This is a genomic window from Corynebacterium sp. HMSC076C10 (genome assembly GCF_001812455.1).
Classification (GTDB): Bacteria; Actinomycetota; Actinomycetes; order Mycobacteriales; family Mycobacteriaceae; genus Corynebacterium; species Corynebacterium jeikeium_D.
Genome location: NZ_KV809090.1, coordinates 20,471 through 38,425 on the forward strand (window position 1 = coordinate 20,471; position 17,955 = coordinate 38,425).

Sequence of the window (17,955 nt, forward strand, 5' to 3'; positions counted from 1 at the left end):
GGTTGTTGTGGATCCGGAATCCGCGCTTGACACCATCGTCAGTGCTGTTGAGGCTGACCGCGCTGCTAACGAGGGAGCGGCTGTTCTGACCGGCTCCGGCAACCTCGATTTTGACTTCCGCATTGCCACCGTCGCCGGCGCCGGTGTCATCGTTGTCGCTGGTGGCGAGGGCTGCCACACAGAGGCCGCAAAGGCTCGCGTTCGTTTGGCTCTCAGCAGTGCAGCTCAGCGTCACAGCGAGGTACTCGCAGTTGTCCTTACAGGGGAGGAGGCAGCTGAGGCTGCTAAGACTCTCGAGCTCGACGTTCCCGTTGTTGCCGTTGACGATGCTGAGGGGCTGCGCAAGGTCGTAAGCCGCGAGGTCACCGCAGTGATGACTCCACAGCGTTTCCAGTGGTGGCTATTGCAGCGCGCCAAGGCTGATAAACGCCACATTGTGCTGCCAGAGGGGGACGATGACCGCATTCTTGAAGCCGCTGATTACCTCCTGCGCGAGGACATCTGTGAGCTCACTATCCTCGGCGACCCGGATGCGATGAAGGCACGCGCCGCCGAACTGGGTTTTGACATCGACGCCGCCCATCTCTGGAACCCGCAGACCTCCGAATATGTTGAGCAGTTCGCGGAACAGTTCGCAGAGATGCGCAAGGCCAAGGGGGTCACGCTGGAGCAGGCCCGTGAGACGATGCAGGACATCTCCTACTTCGCGACGATGATGATTCACAATGGGCTTGTCGACGGCATGGTGTCCGGTGCAGCCCACACAACTGCGCACACCATTCGTCCGTCCTTGCAAATCATTAAGACCAAGCCGTCGGCTTCCACGGTGTCGTCACTGTTCCTCATGGTTATGGACAACTCGCTGTGGGGTTTTGCGGACTGTGCGGTGCTGCCGAAGCCTGCTCCGGAACAGCTGGGTGAAATCGCGGTAGTATCCGCCGAGACTGCAGCTTCCTTCGGCATCGACGCCCGCGTCGCCATGCTGAGCTACTCCACTGGAGCATCCGGCACAGGTGAGGATGTGGACCGTGTGAAGGCGGGTCTGGCCAAGGCCAAGGAGCTGGCTCCGGAGCTCGCTGTCGATGGTCCGCTGCAGTTCGATGCTGCTATTGACCCGTCTGTGGCTGCGAAGAAGATGCCGGATTCCTCCGTTGCGGGTAAGGCAACTGTTTTCGTGTTCCCGGATCTGGACGCCGGTAACATCGGTTACAAGATTGCCCAGCGCTGTGGTGGTGCATTGGCAATCGGCCCGATTCTGCAGGGCTTGAACAAGCCGGTCAACGACCTTTCCCGTGGCGCCACGGTGCCGGACATCATCAACACGGTTGCAATTACCGCTATTCAGGCTGGAGGAAACTAATTATTATGTCCCGTCACGTACTTGTTTTGAACTCCGGTTCCTCCTCTATCAAGTTTCAGCTGGTAGATCCGGAGAAGGACTCAACGCAGCCGCCGTATGTCTCCGGTCTGGTGGAGCGCATTGGTGAAGAAGACGGCATTATTAATCTGAAGTTCTCCGGACAGAAGATTGAAATCACCGAGCCTATCGCTGACCACGCCAGTGGTCTTGACCGCGCGTTCGAGCTGATGGATGAGCACGGTGTTGGTCCGGAGTCGGTGGATATTGCGGCCGTCGGTCACCGCGTCGTTCACGGTGGTCGCCTGTTCTCTGGACCGGAGCTGATTACCGACGAAATCGTCGGCATGATCCGCGACCTTATTCCGCTGGCGCCGCTGCACAACCCGGCCAATATCGTAGGCATCGAAGAGTCTCGCAAGCTGCTTCCGGACGTGCCTCACGTCGCCGTCTTCGACACTGGTTTCTTCCACACCATGCCGCCAGCTGCTGCTCTGTACCCGCTCAACGCAGAGGTCGCATCGAAGTTTGATATCCGTCGTTACGGCTTCCACGGCACCTCGCATGAGTTTGTTTCCAAGCAGGTGCCGGACCTTCTGAATAAGCCGGCAGAGGAAATCAACCAGATTACGCTGCACCTGGGTAATGGTGCGTCGTGTGCGGCTATCCGAGGTGGCCAGGCGGTGGATACCTCGATGGGGCTGACCCCGCTGGCTGGTCTGATGATGGGCACTCGTACCGGTGACATTGACCCGGGCGTCATCTTCCACCTCTACCGCAACGGCATGAGCATCGACGAGATCGACAATCTGTGCAACCGCCAGTCCGGTCTGAAGGGTGTCTCTGGTGTCAATGACTTCCGAGTCCTGCAGGAGCGCATGGATGACCACGACCCGGATGCTTGGGCTGCATACCAGATGTATGTCCACCAGCTGCGCCGCTACATTGGCTCTTACATGCTGATTCTCGGTCGCCTCGATGCCATCACCTTCACCGCCGGTGTCGGTGAGAACCACGTCGGTATCCGCCGTGATTCGATGGCTGAGCTTGAGAACTTCGGTATCAAGATTGATGACGAGCTCAACTCCCAGCCGAATGACGGCCCGCGTCTGATTTCGGCGGAGGACTCCAAGGTCAAGGTCTTCGTGGTACCGACCAACGAGGAACTGGCCATTGCTCGCTACGCAATGAGCTTCGTGGAGTAGGTTTTTGGACAGGAGCCCTGACGAGTAGACAGGGGCTCCTGTAACCCTCCGTAATCGACGGCTGCTAGATGCCCCATCTGTTGAATCCGCAGCTGTGACCCAACAAAAACGAGCTCGCTCCCACTGCCTTCCAAACTGGAAGAACCTAGTGGGGCGAGCTCATTTTTCACCGCCGGGGCGACTGCGCCTATGCCTCAACAGGCTCAGTCACCCGGTCATCGTTTCAACGCATCAGCGCAGATAACTACCAGATGTAGACGCCGTCGCCGACCTGCAGGGTATCGAAGTACTTCACAGCATCATCGTGGTTCAGGTGGATGCAGCCGTGGGACATCTGATTAACAGAGCCCTCGTGGAAAGCTTCGCCGTCGTTGGTGAAGTACACCGAGAACGGCATCGGACCGTTGTAAGGACGGGACCACTCATCGCGGACCTTGCGGGTAACGCTCAGGTGGCCACGGGTGGTTTCGTAACCTGGCATACCGGAGGACATTGGCACCGGACCGTAGGTGATGTTGCCATTTTCCTGCAGCCAGGTCTTCTGGTTAGCCAGGTCAACGCATGCACGGGCGCTCGGCGGGCACGGGTTGTTTGGCTCTGGGCGTGGTTCAGGGCGTGGCTTCTGCTCTGGCTGTGGAGCAGGGGCAGGCGCCGGCTCAGGCTGCGACGGCTCGTCCTGGCCCCCCAGCAAACCGAAAATCTCGTTGACAACGCGGGTGGCTTCGGCCTTCTGTGCGGCTGGCAACGGCAGGCTGTCGATGGCGTTCAGCAGCTGAGTTTTGACCTTGTCCGCCACCTGCTTGTTGTTTTCAGCGAACTTGAAGTTTTCATTAATCAGAGCGACGACCGAATCCGGCAGCTTCACCGAAGAGGAATCCAGTACCTCAGAGAGCTCAGGGGCAAGGTCGCCCGAATTCAGAGTCGAGATCTCCGGCAGCTTGAGGTCCCGAACACTCTGGCTAAGCGACTGCAGGTCTGGGGAAACCGGCAGGGCAACGGCAGTGCCGGCCCCAATACCAAAGGCGGTGGTGAGGGCTGCAGCGCTGATAATTACGCGCTTAGCGCTGCGGAGAGAGGATTTCGAAGAGGCAAACATAGAGGATATCTTAAACCACGAAAGGCAATTCTCTCTTTATTCACCAATTCTGGGGTGGCGCTCAGGCCCACAACAGCATGTTTGACCAGGTTCGGTAAGGAGCTGTTAGAGAGCTAACGCCAAGTCCGTGGCCGAATGAGATTTGCGATATCCACCAAGTTGTAGCGGTGTCGCGGAAACTGCGAAGAGCGTGCCAGCATCCGTAAGTCTTTTTCCAATCCTTCACGCAGGCCGGCCACGGTAAAGGGCGCATCGAAAAGACCATTGGAGCTAGCTGCATGGTCGAGGTTCGAGCTGCGCAACCAGTTCAGCGCGGACGCCATCACGGCGATGCGCAGCTGTGGCATGCGCGGTTCATTCGTCGGCAGCTCCACCAGACGACGCGCAGCACGGCGAATTCTCGATTCAGTTAACTCGGAGGGCATCCCGGAGGTGAGCATCAGAATCGTCGTCAAACGTGCCATGCGATGGTGACGGGAGTTACCGGGTACGCGGTCAAGCTGGGATATAGCCATTTCGTGTTGGCGCTCAGAGGCCAGCTGACGAGCTAGCCCGAAGGCGGAGGATACCGTCGTCGGGTTGGCCGCCCACACGACGGCGTAGAGACGCAGGGTGTTGAAACGAATCGTCTGAGGTGACAGGGACTCGCTGGCCCAGGCGGGGGAGAAGATTTCGGGCGTATCGGCAGCGACATTATCCAGCGCGCTGCTCAAGTTCGCGGCGGCGCGGGCGACAGCTGGCTCGAGGAGAGATGCGTTGGCGATGCCCAAGCGCTGTTGAATCAACTCGAGAGTCGCTGCCAGCGCCAACTTCGGGGCGGGCTCGCCGGGCAGCATCGTCAGCACGTGGTGGAACGAGGCGAGGGCATCGTTGAATTGGTCGAGAAGCAAATAAGTCACGCCCTCGTACCAGTGATAACGCCAATCGCGCTGCAAACGGTCAGAGACATCGCAGAGGCTGTCGCGGGCCTCATCAATTAATCCGAGGTCCAGTTTTGCACGCACGATGCCCAGTGGAATTTCCACCGAAGAACCATACTCGGGTTCGGACAGAGCATTGGTCAGTGCCTCGATAAGTTCGTTGGGCTCCGTAAATGACGAGGCACTCAAGATGCGCGCACCCGGATCTGTCGGGTTAATCAGTGGTACAGGCAGCGCGAAGGTCACTTCTTGCGGAGTGATTTCCACGCCGCGGGTGATGCCGTCGACAAGCTGATCGGTGCGGAACACCAGGTGCTTGGTGCCGTACGTGGAACGCTGCGGCGAGAAATTCGACACCGCCTGCGGGAATTGCACGCCGTCGCGCACCGCCAGAATCTCGCGCAATACGCCGATGAGCTGGACACTCATCTCTTCAGCAGAACCGAAGCGAGCCTCCGGGTTCTCGTGGCAAGCGCGTAGTAGGAAGCGGTAGAGCGAGTAAAAACGGCGGAATAGAGGCTCTTCGACAGGTGAGGGTAGCCCCGGGTCGTAGACGCCGTTGGTCGCCGGCAACTTCAGAATCAGCGAGGCCAGCGTGCGGCCGACTGTGTAGATATCGCTGGCAATCGTCGGTCCCGTCGTGGCAATCTCCGGCGCCTGGAAACCGGGCGTGCCGTAGATATGGCCGTAGGCGCCGATGCCGGTGACCGCGCCAACGTCGATAAGCGTGACGTGGTCTTCGCTGAGCAGCACGTTGTCCGGCTTCAAATCGTTGTAGACAACGCCGCGCGAGTGCAGGTAATCCAGCGCGGGGAGCAGCTCCAGGATGTAGCCAATCGCTAGGTCACAGGGCATGACGCCGTCTGGGTAGCTCCGTCGCTGCTTGCGTAACGACGGGCCGCCGACGTACTCCATCACAATGAAGCCGGTGGCGCTGTTGGCGTCCGTCTCATCGATGAAGTTGATAATCTTCACAATTCCCGGATGCGAGATTTCCGCGAGGAACTCGCGTTCCGCCTGGACTACGGCGAAATCCTTCTCGTTTTTCGCTGCCATCATGCCCTTGAGCACGACCCAACGATCCGAGACATTGTGGTCAATCGCCAGGTAAATCCAGCCGAGCCCGCCGTGGGCAATTGGGCCTACGATCTCGTACTGATCCGCCACGATATCGCCGGCTTTCAGGCTCGGCGCCGGCTTATTCGTCGCTCGAATCTTCTCATCACTCATTACTGCATCGCGCGGATCCTGCGTTGTGATGTACGGCAGGTGCACCATGCCGTCGGCGACAGTGCGTCCGCGGTGTGCATTCGATCGCCTCCGGCGGAAGTCCTCCAACGCTTTCCGGTGCGAGGCCATCGACGGATCTGGCGTCTGGGCGCCGGGTTGGGTCGTCGCGCTTGACGACGAGCCCCCGCGCCCCAACAATTCGGCGATATCGAACTCTTCGTCATCGTCATCATCGTCCGCAAAAGGGTCGAAGGCGACAGCGGCAGTGCCGGGCTCTTGTTCGTTGTCTTCATCGGCGAATGGGTCGAAGGCGACGGCCTGAGTGGCAGCTGCCTCTGCCTCTGCGTGAGCATCCTCCTGGGGCTCCGGCGTGTACTGGGGATGCTGGGCTTGCTGGGCATGCTCGGAGTACTGGTTTTCGTCGCTCATCGGTTATCCACCTCGCCTTCTGGAGCAGCTTCCGGTGTGGGGGAGATTCCAAGTATGTCTTCGTCGTCGCTGTACTGTGGCGATGGCTGTGTACCGCTTGGCAGGAAGGGGCCGAACCAAGTGTCGTAGAGGGACTGCCAGGTGCCGTCGCTCGCCATACGCTCCAGGGTCGCGTTGATTTGGCGAACTAGGCCTGGGTTCCCCTTGGATACACCGGCCGCGTAGCTTTCCTCGTTCAAGCCCCGCTGGACAATGGCGGTGGCCGGATCTTGGTCGTTGATACCAGCGAGAATGGTGTCATCGGCAACGACAATCTCTGCCTGGCTGTTTTGAAGTGAAATGAGGCAGTCCGACCAGTTACCGACCAACAGCAGCGTATTGTTCGGCGAGAGCCGTCGAATCAAATCCTCGGTAGTGGATCCCCGGGAAACGCAGATGCGACCGTCCTCGACGTCCTCGGGGGAAGCATCGCCACCCGGCGAAGAGACTAGAACTCCAGCTCGTGCTGTCAAATACGGTGTGGAGAACAGCACCCTTTCGCGCCGGGCATCGGTGACCGTCATAGTGCGCAAAACGACATCGACAGTGCCGTCTTCGAGTGCGGCAGTGCGTTCGTTGCTGTCGACGAACCGAAACTCGACAGCATCGGGATTGTCAAAGATGTCCCGGGCAATCTCTTGTGCCAGGGATACTTCAAACCCCGAGAGCTCTCCAGTGCTGAAGTCGCGGAAGCTGAGCAGGTTCAATGATTGGTCAACACCAACGATGATGCGGCCGCGCTGGTAAATCTCCGGGATTCGCTCTTCCGGTGTTTGGTCATCGGGGGCGAGTGTGGACAGATCTGGGGTGTTGGGTTCTGCCGCAGGCTTCCTCGAGGAGGCTTTGTCGTAGAACGCGCCCGGTGGCAGGGGGAAGTCACCGGTGGCCTCCAGGATTGTGCGCGAGTAGGGATCGTCGGCAAGCGAATCGGTCGCGCAGGCACTGACGGTGAGCCCGGCGATGGCGAGTGCACCAAGGACGGCCCTGCGCCGCCAACCGGCGAGACTGTGGAGCGACGGGGAGAACGAAACAATCATAGGTACTCCAGAAGCCGGTGTCGGAAGCCGAAAACAACCAGAACTGCCGCGATGACGGTCAGCGTAACCGTGGCGAGGGATAGTGCCGCGATAGCGCGACGGGATTGGTCGAGGTTCTCACGGGCGGTCAGGCGGGACTCGGCGATGGAATTCTGTAGCGACTCATCGACCTGGTTGAACGCAGTCGCCGACGAGCTGGCATTATCCACATCGGTCGCGATGCGAACCGCACCGGCGTAGTCGCCTGAACTCAAGTGCTCCATCATCAGGTTGTGGCCGGACTCCCAGCTGTAGATACCGTGGATGGCGGCTCTGACATCGTCGTCCGGCGCGTTGGCGTCCACTCTTTCCAGCTCGCCGACCAGGGTGCGCACCGACTGCGAGAAGGACTCCGCATCCGCGGGCTGACGGCGCACTAAGCCGAGGGTTTCGCTGGCGCGTAGCTGCTGGGCATCAATGCGTACTTGGGTTAGGGCATGAACGTCCGGGCGCTGCTCTCCGAAGAGAGAGTTGGACTGCCACGGCTGAGTGGTGGCGATTCCCACACCGACAAGCGCGATGGCCATCAGCATGGTTGCACCAAACAGGCCGACGTTGAATAGTCGACCGGTGCGGCGAGTCAGCCACCACTGTGTGATTAGCAGCATCAAAATTGCCGCTGCCAGGCCTGACATCGGGAAAAGAGGTGGCTTCGATAGTTCGCGCTGCTCCTCATTAGTCGTGGTACTGGTGCGTTCGTAGAGCGATTTTGCAGCTGGCAGAATCTGGACCTGCATCAAGTTTGAGGCAGAGGCGAGGTACGCGACACTGACGGGGTTGCCCTGGCGCGCATTCGCGCGAGCTGTCTCGACCATGCCGGTGTAGACCGGCAACAGTCGCTGTACAGTCGCGACATCCTTCATCTCTGGATCATCGACGTTTTCAATGCCCGTAGCTGCGCGGGTAGCGGACATGGATGCTTGTGCGATGACATCGTCGAAGTTGCTGACCAAGTCCTGGCTGCTGTTGAGCGTGCCGCGGGAAAAAGCGGTGTTGGCGGACGCATCGGCAATCGTCAGCGAGGCATAGAGATTCTGCGAGGCATTGGCCATCGGCTCGCTCAGCTGCGAAATTCGGGTCAGCTGCTGCTGGCGTTGCGAGGTTGTTTGCCACATGGATAGACCGGCGGCCAGGATAGCGACGATGAGGATGAGAGCAACTATGGTCAATCGGCCCGGCGACGTTATCAAAAATGACGCTGACCGGCGCACATACGTGGCCGACGGGCCGAGCTTGTCATAGAGGCGCTCACCGAGAAAACGTGTCAATCTCCGGTTGCGCGGGCCAATCTCCAGGGCATCCACGCGCAGGTCTGTATCGCGCGGAGAGTCTGCCAGGGCTGTTGGGGTTGCGGCCGTTGCTGGTGCTGCACTCTCGGGAGTCGGGGTGGAGACGGGAGTATCTTTCGATTCCTTTGCCGCCTGAGCCGCAGTGTGTGTGTCTAAGCTTTCGCCACCGGGAGTGGTGCGACCGCTGAAACGAGTACGGCGTGGAGCGCGATTCTTGCGGTGGAATGGGTTTCGGCTTTTGTCGTGGGCGCGGGAATGAGGCGCACTTGAAGTGGTTTCACCCATGTGCACGTGTCCTTCCGACGTGACCGAAGTCGCCTGCGACAATCTCTCCGCTCAGAGCAACGTTAGTTCCCTGCAAATCTTAGTCGCTCGGGCTTGTGACGGAAAACACAAGGGTATCTGGCGTAGGGTGGAGACATGCTTCAGGATGGAAATGGGTGGGCGGCCGGCCCCAACGGTACGCGCTGCTGGGGACGCTTCGGAGCTGCAGGGCTGCTGATTGTGAGCCCTCAGCGCACTGTGCTTATGCAGTATCGAGCTGACTGGACATCGTTCCCCCTAACGTGGGGTGTTCCTGGTGGGGCTTGTGATTCTCATGAGACTCCTGAGGCGACCGCGCTGCGTGAAACAGCTGAGGAAACTGGGCTGCTGGAGCATCAGCTTCGCATCCTGGACACGCAGGTCACCACCGGCCCCTTCCCGGCCGATCCGGACCGTCCCGAGCTCGCCGGTGGCTGGAAGTACCACACGGTCTACGCACTAGCTGCCGAAGAGCTGGAGACGCATCCGAACGAAGAGTCCCTGGAGCTGCGCTGGATTCCGCTTGACGACGTCGACAGCCTCGATCTGCTGCCGCCTTTCGTGGAATCGTGGCCCCGGGTGCGCGCGCACCTCGAGAAATTGCTGGAGGGCCTTGACTAGGTGGCTAAGGTCTGAGGTTTACACCGCCCATTGAGGCTGCACGCTGAGATTGGCACACCAAAGCCGCTCCCCGGTGTGACTTTTAAGTCGGGAGAGCGGCTTGTCTGCTTGTTGCTTACTTGGAGTCGGCAACTGCTGCTGCGCCAGCAGCCAGCGCGGTGACGGTCAGGACGGACGGCCATGCGCCAATCTTCTTAGCCAGCGGGTGTGAGAGGCCGAAAGCGCCGAGGTAGGCGGCCACCAGACCAGTGGCTCCCAGGGCGCCGGTCTTTGCGTTCCAGGTGCGTGCTGCATATGCGCCGGCGGCGCCCAAGATGACGCCACCGAGCGGGCGAATGCCTGTTTCGCGAGCAGTGAGCCAGCCGCCGATGAGGCCGGTGGCCACCAATGGAGCGGTCTTTACGTCTTTTGCCTTCTTCAAAGTAATAGCCATGAGCATCATCGTACCTAGTAAGAAGGGTTTAGCGGCGCGCTTTTAGAACGGCTCCTGGCGGCGCTGGTGCTCCTCAACATAGCTTTCCGAGTGTTCCGCCAGCTTCAGCAGCGAAGGCAGTGCCTTAATTAGCGCACGCACGTCCTTTTGCGACATTGTCCGCACAATTTCGTACACCAGCGCACCCCAGTGGTCGATAAGCTGCTCCAGCAGGGTCTCGCCATCGCTGGAGACATAGAGGTTCTGCGCACGGCGATCCTTTGCATTGTTCTCGCGTTCAATTAGCCCGTTGTCGAGTAGACGGCGGACTGTTGCCGAAACGTTGGACGGGCGCAGGAAACGCAGGCGTGCAATGTCGGATACGCCGCAGCCCGGGTGGGTCGAAATAAAGTGCAGTACTTCCATTTCCGACTGGGAAATGTCCATCCTGGCATTCGGGCGCTCACCGAGGCGGCGAGTCGACGCAAGGAAGTCATACAGGCCGATGGAAATCTTCTGCACGCTTTCGCGCAGGGATTCATCGGACTCAGTTGAGTCATCCGCGGTGGGGAAGCCGCTCGCTGGCTCCGGGGTGGTGGTGCGCTGAGGGGAGCGTGCAGAAGTCATGATCTTCCTTCCCGACGTAATGAATTGATGTTCTGAATAAACACCTTATATCGTCGAAATAACTTTCTGTGGTGAAAATTTGTAGATTGAACAAAAAGTTAGACTCATAAGTGTTGTGCGGGTGCTTTATCGCACATTTCTGCCCCTGATTTTAGGGGCTGGCAGCAAGGACTCCGCTTTACGACGGCCCCAGCGACACCCCCTAGTAGGAACTAGGCCTACGCGCTTTTCCGCCGCGTTTATCTACACTTCGTAATCCACAATCACCGGAGCATGGTCGGATGCGCCTTTGCCCTGACGCTCTTCGATGTCGATGAATCCGGCGGACGCCTTTGCCGCGAGGGCGGGGGAGGCGAGCTGGAAGTCGATGCGCATGCCCTCATCTTTGAAAAAGCGGCCAGCTTTGTAATCCCAGTAGGTCCACTGGTTTGGGGTGAATTGGCGAGTTACCTCCTTCATGCCCGCCTGCTCCAGCGCATAGAAGGCTGCGCGTTCAGGTGGTGTGACATGTGTTTTCCCCGCGAAGGCTGCCATTGACCAGACATCGCTGTCGGTCGGGGCGATGTTGAAGTCGCCGCCCATCATGAAGGTGGCCTCCGGGTCGTCGTCAAGCGTGGCGATGATGTGCTGACGGAGCTGCTCCAGAAATTCGAGCTTGTACTCGAAGTGCGGGTCGGTGATGTCGCGGCCATTTGGGATGTAGAGGCTGTGGACGCGCACGCCACCGCAGGTAGCGGCGATATGGCGGGCCTCCAATGCGGGAGTTGCGTCGGGGTCCTTGTTGAAACCGGGCTGACCGGGGAACCCTGCCTGGATATCGTCGAGGCCGACGCGGGAGATGATGGCAACGCCATTCCACTGATTCAGGCCGTGGTGGGCGACTTGGTATCCCAGCTCTTCAAAAGCAGCGGTGGGGAACTGGTCGTCCTTGCACTTGGTTTCCTGGACAGCCAGGATATCAATGTCATTCCGGCGCAGCATTTCCACCATTCGGTCGAGGCGGGTTCGAGCCGAATTGACGTTCCAGACACAGATTCGCATATCAACGATTGTAAAAGGGGAACGAAACGGCGGCCTCATGCGTTGAATAAAGCAGTGACAAAATAGGCGGACAAAAGCGGACTAGGTGGGCGGAAGCCCGGTAGGAAAGGGAGTTTCGAGGTTGGCTAACTGGGACGATCGCCGTTACGGCGGCGAGTACAGTCCGGCGGATTACCTGAGTAGTAGTGGCAGGAATGCTTATCGGGAGCACGACGCATATGCGGCGTACGATGCGGCAATGCCGTATCAGGAAGTGCCATATCCGGTAGCAAACATTCCGGTCGGCTACGAGAGCGGGTACCCCGCTAGCTACGGGGTGTCTTCCTTCGGTGAGCTCAGCACTAACCCCAAAGTTGCACCGCTGACCGCTCAAATGGCAGTACACCTGGGCTTCGATCCCAATCTGGCCAATGCCCCTGTGGTGCGTCGTGGTGGCGCGCTGCTGGTGGATTCTGTCATCTACACTGCGTTGATTGCCTCTATTGCAGTTCTCGCTAGCATCGCGGGGACATCCGACAGCGGCGTAATGGTGATGCTGATCAGCCTCTTCCTCGGTCCCGGTGGTTTTTACCTCTACCGCGTGGCGGGGGACTCCATCTTCGACGGGTCGCCGGGTAAGCACGCCATGGGCATGAAAATTGAAGGTGCACACGGGATGCCAGTTTCAGCCCGCGATGGTTTTGTGCGCAATGCCTGGATTCTGCCGTCGATGATTCCGGTCGCCGGTTGGTTTGTCTCTGCGGGCCTGGCTGGCTGGATTGCGATGGCTGCCTCACGCGATCCGCTGGGGAGAGGTCGTCATGAACTCTCGGTTCGCACTCGAGTGGTGGAAAAGCCGGAGACGCGCGAGCTGCAGCGCGGACAGCGCCGCATGGAGAACAAGGAGCAGCAGGGCAAGCAGCTGAAGCGGACTAAACGGGTTAAGCGCGGGAAGTAGCGCGATCATCAGGGTGAGCGGGGAAGGGGCGAAACGCGAGCCCCGAGACCTAAGCCCCTGTCAGCTCCGCGTAGCGGTGCCGGTGGTGCTCGGTAAAACCGAGCGTCCGGTACAGAGCAATGCCAGCCTCATTCGAGCCCAATACCTGCAGATATGCAGAATCTGCCCCGTGCTGCGCACCCCAGTGCATCATCTGAATTCCCAGTAGGGTGCCAAGTCCTCGGCGGCGCATATCGGCTGCGACTTCCACGGCGGAGAATCCGAGCCACACGCGGCCGTCCTCCGATTCGGTCAGCGTGCCGCGCGTAATAGCTACTGTGCGCATGCCCTCAAGTGCACTGTCATCAGGGACTTGGAGCCGCCCGAAACACATGCGGCCATCAATTTCATTGCGCAGGAACTGCAGCGCATGCTCGGGCAGTGTAGTGCCGCGGAAATGGTAGAGCTCCAGCCAGTCGTCGTCAGGCTGATCAGCGATGTCCACCTGCACGTCTGCCAACTCGGTGGTGTTGGATTCAGCTGCCAATTCAGCAGGCGGCAAGTCCCCATCGAGCGAGCGCGTCATAACCACAATGTCCGGCCCGACCGTCCACTCCGGTCCTGCGACCAGTGCCTGTGCAGGCTTGGCGATCCGGTCCGGAACCGCAATCCGTACCGGCAAATCGTGGGAATTGTAAAACGACTTAATTTTCTCCAGCGGCACCGGCTGAGTGCTGGCTCCGGGTTCGAACGGCAGCGCGGAGTTGGAACGTTCCGTAATGCCATCGCCCGCACGCAGCAGCCAGCCCGACTCCACCACGTGCGCAATCCCCGGGAAGGCCTTCGCTGTCGCAGTTTCCACGGCGCGAATATCCGAATTGCGCACCGGATGATCCGGCAGGGCCTTCACAATCAAAATGTGCTTATCGCTAAAGTCCACCGCTGCCACGGACTCGTCGGCACGCACGCCAGCACAAACCTGTGGACGCACGACGAACGGATCCATGCTGAGCACATGCCCAATGACGTCCGTAGTGTTCTTGCCGCTGGCCAGCGCCTCTTCATCGGTTAGCGCGCGCCGCACAATGACACGACGTCCCATCGCCACTTCACCGACGCCCCAGCGGGAAATCGGGAGCTTCTGTGCTGCATTTTCGCTTACCGACGACTCCAATTGCCTATCCGCCACGATCTAATCCTCGTGGCCGAACGGATCCGGATCCACGCCCGGCATCCAGGTCAGGCCGCCCTCGGTCCAACCGGCGCGCTTGATTTCCTTCTTGGCCATGCGCTTCCAACGACCGGTGAGGCAATCGGTGTAGAGGAACCCATCCAGGTGGCCGACCTCGTGCTGCATGCAGCGGGCGAAGAAACCGGTGGCCTCGATGCGGACCTCTTCGCCGTTTTCATCCAGGCCGGTGACAACAGCCTTCTCCGCACGGTTGGTGGGGAAGGACAGGCCGGGCACAGAGAGGCAACCTTCGTCATCGGAGCCGTCGTCGTTAGGCATGGTCTTCGGGATTTCACTGGTGGTCAGCACCGGATTGATGACGCAGCCGCGGTGCCAGACGTCGTCGTCATCGGGGCAGTTGTAGACGAACAGACGCTTGCCGACACCCACCTGGTTGGCAGCCAGCCCCACACCGTGGGCGCGGTCCATGGTTTCGTACATGTCCTCGATGAGCTCGCGCAGCTCGGAGACGTCCTCGGTTACCGGCTGGGTAGGAGTGTGGAGAACGGGGTCTCCGGCAATCACAATGGGACGGATAGTCATGCCGCTGATTCTACTCGGCGTCCATGTTTTCTAAATCGCCTGGTGATGTCTGAGTTGTGTCAGGGAGTTGTAGGTGGGGCGTAGGTGAGGTGGGGGCTGGGCCTTACTATGTATCTTCACTAAGTATCTGCATAGGCAGTGTCGTGCAGAATAGAGGATCAGCGCGAGTGAGAAGGAAAGCGGGGTGCGGAAAGTGGTGAGCAAGAAGCCCATAGGTGGCAGCCACGAACCTGAGGCCGAGCGGCGGCTTGACTCATCCGAACATCTCGGACTCGTGGGTGATACCAGCGGCATTGAACCCGTTTTGGCTCAGAAAATGCTGGATTTTGAGAAAGAATGGCTGAAAGTTGCCCGCCGCGGACCGCGTATGGCCGGTGCGCGGCAGGAGGCAATTCGGCGTCGCTTTGCCGAGGACTTTGGAAACAACACAATCCGCTACCACCAGGTACTTTCGCGACTTCTCGACTCTCCGGCAGCCGAAGCTGCCGAACCCGTGTTGGTTCATCGGCTGCGCGCCGTGCGGGACAACCACGACGCGTAAGGTTCAAGTTTCACTTCACGGTTCGGCGGCAGAACATATAGGATGTGGGATGTGTCTGACCAACTAAACCCTCAGAATTCGCCGCGTCCGGGCCGTCATCGACTCGATGACGACTACGACGACTTCGATGAGTACAGCGATTACGCGGAGGCTCCGGCCGCTGGCGGCGCTCATGCGTACTCCGAGCCGTCGGATGCTCAACACGCAGCGCTCAGATCTGCGGCTCCGGCCGCTGGCGCAGCCGCTGCTGGTGCCACCGCTGCCGCCACTACCGGTGCTGGCTCTCGGGCTGCTGCTAGCAATTCCGCAGCTGCTGATGGTGTTGATGACGGCGACATCGGCGACGGTGCCGGTGATGGCCGCTACATGCGTGTTCTCGCTATTGTGCTGCTCGCTATCGGCGTGTGCCTGGTCGCCTACGGTGCCTACGCACTCAGCACGCGTGGCGACGATGCTGAGAACACCGGCCAGAATGACACCTCGGCATCCGCTCCGGCTGACTCTGGTGCGCCTGCTGAATCGGCCAACGGCAGTGATCCGGCAAAGGATGGTGCTGCTGGAGATGGTGACGGCGAGGTCCTGCCGCCGCCGGCAAATGAGCCAGGCAAACCGGTTCCTCCCGCGGAGAATCCGCCGGCACAGGATGAGGCCAACGAAGCGCCACAGATTGACCGCAAGACTGTCAAGGTCAGTGTCCTGAACAACTCTGAGGTCGTGGGCCTTGCCGATGACCTGTCCAAGCAGATGGGTGAGCAGGGCTGGGGTGCCGGCGAGACCGGCAACGCTCCTGAAGAGAAGATGGGTGTGTGGGAGAAGACCACCGTCTACTTCGACCCGAGGAACGAAGAGGAAAAGGCCGCTGCTGAGCAGATCGCGCACGACAACGGTTGGGAAGCCGCACCTCGCGATGACCGTCTCCGGGACGTTCCGGCGGGAATCGTCGTGGTCGCCACTGACCCGGCTCACTAGACTCCCGGCCCACCGGACTTCGGTCTCTCACTAAGGTCTGCGGCCTAGGCGTCAAGACCTGCCGCCGTGGTACGAAGCCCCCCCCATAGCTTCCCAAGCCCCGCGTAAGCCACACATTTCATGGCTTAGGCGGGGCTTTTGCATATTTTGCAGTCTCAAACAGATCACGGCTGAAAAAGGGGTACTAGTATTCTGCTAGTAGCCAGTGAGGTCTGTGAGGTTTTTATGTTCGCCGTAAAGCGTCGTCGTGTTGCTGTCGCCACCGCGTTGGGTTGTGCTGCAACACTGTTGGTGTCCTGCTCGGGGGTTGAATCCAGCAGCGACAAGGACGGGAACGCAGGCGCGTCGACAAGCACTGCGCCAGTGAGCGTAGATCCGGCTGCACCGAAGCTGACCGAGCGAGTCAGCGCCTATAACTTCATCCGAACAAACGACGACGGATCAATGAAAATGCTGGCAACTGTACAGGTCATGAGCGCCAAGGGATGGATGGGCCTTTCCGACGAAAAAGGTCAGTTCACTACCTTGGATAAGGGCAAGTACACAGTGCAGGCGCGTGGTGCATCTGGCTGCAGTGGCATCGGCAGCCCCGCAACCGAAGGGTTGGGTGTCATCGGCGAAGTGCACGTCGATGACAAACGGAATGCAGATGTCTGGAACGTTCCGTCCAAGGTGGATGAAGACAGTTTCACCACAGTTGCGCTTGTCGATTCCAACGGTGACCTTGCCTCGTGCGCAAAAACCGTCACCTGGACGGAGCCAACTGAGGAAAACGACTCCTAGTGTGAAAAAATAGCGGTATGACTGAGCAATTTTCCGGATCGGCGCAGCCATCTCTGGGAGTGGAATGGGAAGTGGCGTTCGTTGACCGACGAACGCGCGACACCGCTCCCGCTGCCGCCGAGGTGCTCGACATCATCGATGCGGAGCATCCCGGACATGGGCTCCAGCGCGAGTTCCTCGCCAACACAGTGGAGCTCGTCACCGGTGTGCACATGAACGTGCCCGATGCCGTAGCGGAGCTCCAAAGCCAGCTGGACATGGTTCTCGATGCCGCTGACCGCGTTGGGGTGGATGTGTGGTCATCGGGCTCGCATCCGTTCGCCCGCGGTACTGCTCAGCAGGTCAGCGCCAAGGGGCACTACTCCGAAATCATCAACCGCACTCAGTGGTGGGGCAACCAGATGATCATCTGGGGAGTCCACGTCCACGTTGGCATTAAGGATTCCGAACGCGTTTGGCCGATCATTCAGGCCCTGGCAACGAAGCTGCCGCACATGTTGGCGCTGTCTGCCTCCTCACCGGCCTGGAACGGCGAGGACATGGGGTACGCTTCCAACCGAAGCCTGCTCTACCAGCAGCTTCCCACCGCTGGTCAGCCGCCGGCGATTTACACGTGGCCCGAGTGGGAGTCCTACATGCACGACCAGTCCCGCTCCGGCGTCATCAACCACACCGGCTCGATGCACTTGGACATTCGCCCGGCATCAAAGTACGGCACCATTGAGATTCGTGTCGCTGACGCTACCTCTAACCTGCAGGAACTCGCCGCTATCGTGGCATTGACGCACTGTCTGACGGTTTACTACGACCGCATGTGGGAGGCTGGCGAGGAGCTACCGTCGCTGCAGTCCTGGCACATCGCCGAAAACAAGTGGCGCGCCGCCCGCTACGGCATGGACGCGCTGGTCATCGTCAATCGCGATACCGACGAGCGGTGGGTTCGCGACGAACTCCGTGAACTTGTGGTTCAACTCGCCCCGCTTGCCGACGAACTGGGTTGCCGAGCCGAACTGGAATTCGTCAACAACATCGTGGAAATGGGCGCGGCATACGAGCGGCAGCGCACTGTGGCGGATGCGGCCGGGGCGCTGCCGTCCATGGCTACCGAGGACGACGTACGGGCGAACGAAGAGCGCATTGGCCACACCCCGTGGCGTGCCGCCGTGGATCTTGCGGTGCAGGAACTGCGCGCCGGGCATCCGATAGCGCCTGCAGATTTCCACGAGCAAGTAGACGACTAGCCGTCGTTAAGCGGTGTGTTCCTAGACAAAAATAGTGACTAGGCTTATAGCACTTTTGAGGTGCATAAACCTAGTCACTTTGTCAT

At 59.8% G+C, this 17,955-nt stretch carries 17 protein-coding genes; 8 read left to right on the top strand and 9 right to left on the bottom strand.

The genetic code is table 11. From position 1 onward, the window contains the following. Positions 1-34 precede the first annotated feature (34 nt). Together pta and HMPREF2857_RS01170 are read left to right on the top strand one after the other, a co-directional pair. On the top strand, positions 35-1,360 hold the full coding sequence (gene pta / locus HMPREF2857_RS01165; RefSeq protein ID WP_246818311.1) for a phosphate acetyltransferase: 1,326 nt from the start codon (positions 35-37) through the stop codon (positions 1,358-1,360). Between the two features lie 5 nt (positions 1,361-1,365). Further along, a complete protein-coding gene (locus tag HMPREF2857_RS01170) occupies positions 1,366-2,562 on the top strand; it encodes an acetate kinase (protein ID WP_069358955.1) in 1,197 nt (398 codons plus the stop codon). A gap of 244 nt (positions 2,563-2,806) precedes the next feature. Here the strand turns inward: HMPREF2857_RS01170 and HMPREF2857_RS01175 are convergent, their stop codons facing one another. The 4 genes from HMPREF2857_RS01175 to HMPREF2857_RS01190 form a co-directional block, all read right to left on the bottom strand. Beyond that, entirely contained in the window at positions 2,807-3,658 is an 852-nt protein-coding gene (locus tag HMPREF2857_RS01175; protein ID WP_016421524.1) for a L,D-transpeptidase, read from the bottom strand. 113 nt (positions 3,659-3,771) lie between these two features. After that, positions 3,772-6,237, bottom strand: coding sequence for a serine/threonine protein kinase (locus tag HMPREF2857_RS01180; RefSeq protein WP_070642274.1), 2,466 nt, complete (start codon positions 6,235-6,237; stop codon positions 3,772-3,774). After that, positions 6,234-7,313, bottom strand: coding sequence for a glutamate ABC transporter substrate-binding protein (locus HMPREF2857_RS01185; RefSeq protein ID WP_070642277.1), 1,080 nt, complete (start codon positions 7,311-7,313; stop codon positions 6,234-6,236). The genes HMPREF2857_RS01180 and HMPREF2857_RS01185 overlap by 4 nt, the downstream gene beginning before the upstream one ends. Next, on the bottom strand, positions 7,310-8,926 hold the full coding sequence (locus HMPREF2857_RS01190; protein WP_070642280.1) for a hypothetical protein: 1,617 nt from the start codon (positions 8,924-8,926) through the stop codon (positions 7,310-7,312). The genes HMPREF2857_RS01185 and HMPREF2857_RS01190 overlap by 4 nt, the downstream gene beginning before the upstream one ends. Before the next feature lie 135 nt (positions 8,927-9,061). On the opposite strand from HMPREF2857_RS01190, the gene HMPREF2857_RS01195 reads away from it, so the two are divergent. Next, entirely contained in the window at positions 9,062-9,565 is a 504-nt protein-coding gene (locus HMPREF2857_RS01195; RefSeq protein ID WP_070642283.1) for an NUDIX domain-containing protein, read from the top strand. 115 nt (positions 9,566-9,680) lie between these two features. Here HMPREF2857_RS01195 and HMPREF2857_RS01200 read toward each other — a convergent pair whose 3' ends face one another. From HMPREF2857_RS01200 to HMPREF2857_RS01210, 3 genes are all read right to left on the bottom strand, one after another. Beyond that, positions 9,681-9,998, bottom strand: a complete 318-nt coding sequence (locus tag HMPREF2857_RS01200) for a hypothetical protein (RefSeq protein ID WP_172620224.1) — start codon at positions 9,996-9,998, stop codon at positions 9,681-9,683. 42 nt (positions 9,999-10,040) lie between these two features. After that, positions 10,041-10,604, bottom strand: coding sequence for a MarR family winged helix-turn-helix transcriptional regulator (locus HMPREF2857_RS01205; RefSeq protein ID WP_016421518.1), 564 nt, complete (start codon positions 10,602-10,604; stop codon positions 10,041-10,043). A gap of 243 nt (positions 10,605-10,847) precedes the next feature. Continuing rightward, positions 10,848-11,645, bottom strand: a complete 798-nt coding sequence (locus HMPREF2857_RS01210; RefSeq protein ID WP_070642287.1) for an exodeoxyribonuclease III — start codon at positions 11,643-11,645, stop codon at positions 10,848-10,850. A 121-nt stretch (positions 11,646-11,766) separates the two neighbouring features. On the opposite strand from HMPREF2857_RS01210, the gene HMPREF2857_RS01215 reads away from it, so the two are divergent. Further along, positions 11,767-12,582 (top strand): RDD family protein, encoded by an 816-nt coding sequence (locus HMPREF2857_RS01215; protein WP_246819570.1) that lies wholly within the window; start codon positions 11,767-11,769, stop codon positions 12,580-12,582. A 49-nt stretch (positions 12,583-12,631) separates the two neighbouring features. On the opposite strand, the gene HMPREF2857_RS01220 is transcribed toward HMPREF2857_RS01215, so the two are convergent. Together HMPREF2857_RS01220 and HMPREF2857_RS01225 are read right to left on the bottom strand one after the other, a co-directional pair. Further along, complete coding sequence (locus HMPREF2857_RS01220; RefSeq protein WP_083310480.1) at positions 12,632-13,750, bottom strand: N-acetylglutamate synthase, CG3035 family; 1,119 nt, start codon at positions 13,748-13,750, stop codon at positions 12,632-12,634. A gap of 3 nt (positions 13,751-13,753) precedes the next feature. Further along, entirely contained in the window at positions 13,754-14,335 is a 582-nt protein-coding gene (locus tag HMPREF2857_RS01225) for a peptide deformylase (protein WP_069358948.1), read from the bottom strand. 196 nt (positions 14,336-14,531) lie between these two features. Here HMPREF2857_RS01225 and HMPREF2857_RS01230 point away from each other — a divergent pair, with 196 nt between their 5' ends. The 4 genes from HMPREF2857_RS01230 (at position 14,532) to HMPREF2857_RS01245 (ending at position 17,869) form a co-directional block, all read left to right on the top strand. Beyond that, entirely contained in the window at positions 14,532-14,876 is a 345-nt protein-coding gene (locus HMPREF2857_RS01230; RefSeq protein ID WP_224786666.1) for a DUF3263 domain-containing protein, read from the top strand. A gap of 42 nt (positions 14,877-14,918) precedes the next feature. Beyond that, a complete protein-coding gene (locus HMPREF2857_RS01235) occupies positions 14,919-15,845 on the top strand; it encodes a LytR C-terminal domain-containing protein (RefSeq protein ID WP_246819571.1) in 927 nt (308 codons plus the stop codon). Positions 15,846-16,070: 225 nt separating this feature from the next. After that, entirely contained in the window at positions 16,071-16,628 is a 558-nt protein-coding gene (locus tag HMPREF2857_RS01240) for a hypothetical protein (protein ID WP_049169906.1), read from the top strand. Between the two features lie 17 nt (positions 16,629-16,645). Then, positions 16,646-17,869: a glutamate--cysteine ligase gene (locus HMPREF2857_RS01245; protein ID WP_016421510.1), complete on the top strand. Its 1,224-nt coding sequence runs from the start codon at positions 16,646-16,648 to the stop codon at positions 17,867-17,869. The last annotated feature ends 86 nt before the right edge of the window (positions 17,870-17,955 follow it).

Bases quoted from the DNA above. Each gene is read 5' to 3' on its own strand.
- HMPREF2857_RS01170 (WP_069358955.1), top strand. From the start codon at position 1,366: ATGTCCCGTCACGTACTTGTTTTGAACTCCGGTTCCTCCTCTATCAAG.
- HMPREF2857_RS01175 (WP_016421524.1), bottom strand. From the start codon at position 3,658: ATGTTTGCCTCTTCGAAATCCTCTCTCCGCAGCGCTAAGCGCGTAATT.
- HMPREF2857_RS01180 (WP_070642274.1), bottom strand. From the start codon at position 6,237: ATGAGCGACGAAAACCAGTACTCCGAGCATGCCCAGCAAGCCCAGCAT.
- HMPREF2857_RS01185 (WP_070642277.1), bottom strand. From the start codon at position 7,313: ATGATTGTTTCGTTCTCCCCGTCGCTCCACAGTCTCGCCGGTTGGCGG.
- HMPREF2857_RS01190 (WP_070642280.1), bottom strand. From the start codon at position 8,926: ATGGGTGAAACCACTTCAAGTGCGCCTCATTCCCGCGCCCACGACAAA.
- HMPREF2857_RS01195 (WP_070642283.1), top strand. From the start codon at position 9,062: ATGCTTCAGGATGGAAATGGGTGGGCGGCCGGCCCCAACGGTACGCGC.
- HMPREF2857_RS01200 (WP_172620224.1), bottom strand. From the start codon at position 9,998: ATGGCTATTACTTTGAAGAAGGCAAAAGACGTAAAGACCGCTCCATTG.
- HMPREF2857_RS01205 (WP_016421518.1), bottom strand. From the start codon at position 10,604: ATGACTTCTGCACGCTCCCCTCAGCGCACCACCACCCCGGAGCCAGCG.
- HMPREF2857_RS01210 (WP_070642287.1), bottom strand. From the start codon at position 11,645: ATGCGAATCTGTGTCTGGAACGTCAATTCGGCTCGAACCCGCCTCGAC.
- HMPREF2857_RS01225 (WP_069358948.1), bottom strand. From the start codon at position 14,335: ATGACTATCCGTCCCATTGTGATTGCCGGAGACCCCGTTCTCCACACT.
- HMPREF2857_RS01235 (WP_246819571.1), top strand. From the start codon at position 14,919: ATGTGGGATGTGTCTGACCAACTAAACCCTCAGAATTCGCCGCGTCCG.
- HMPREF2857_RS01240 (WP_049169906.1), top strand. From the start codon at position 16,071: ATGTTCGCCGTAAAGCGTCGTCGTGTTGCTGTCGCCACCGCGTTGGGT.
- HMPREF2857_RS01245 (WP_016421510.1), top strand. From the start codon at position 16,646: ATGACTGAGCAATTTTCCGGATCGGCGCAGCCATCTCTGGGAGTGGAA.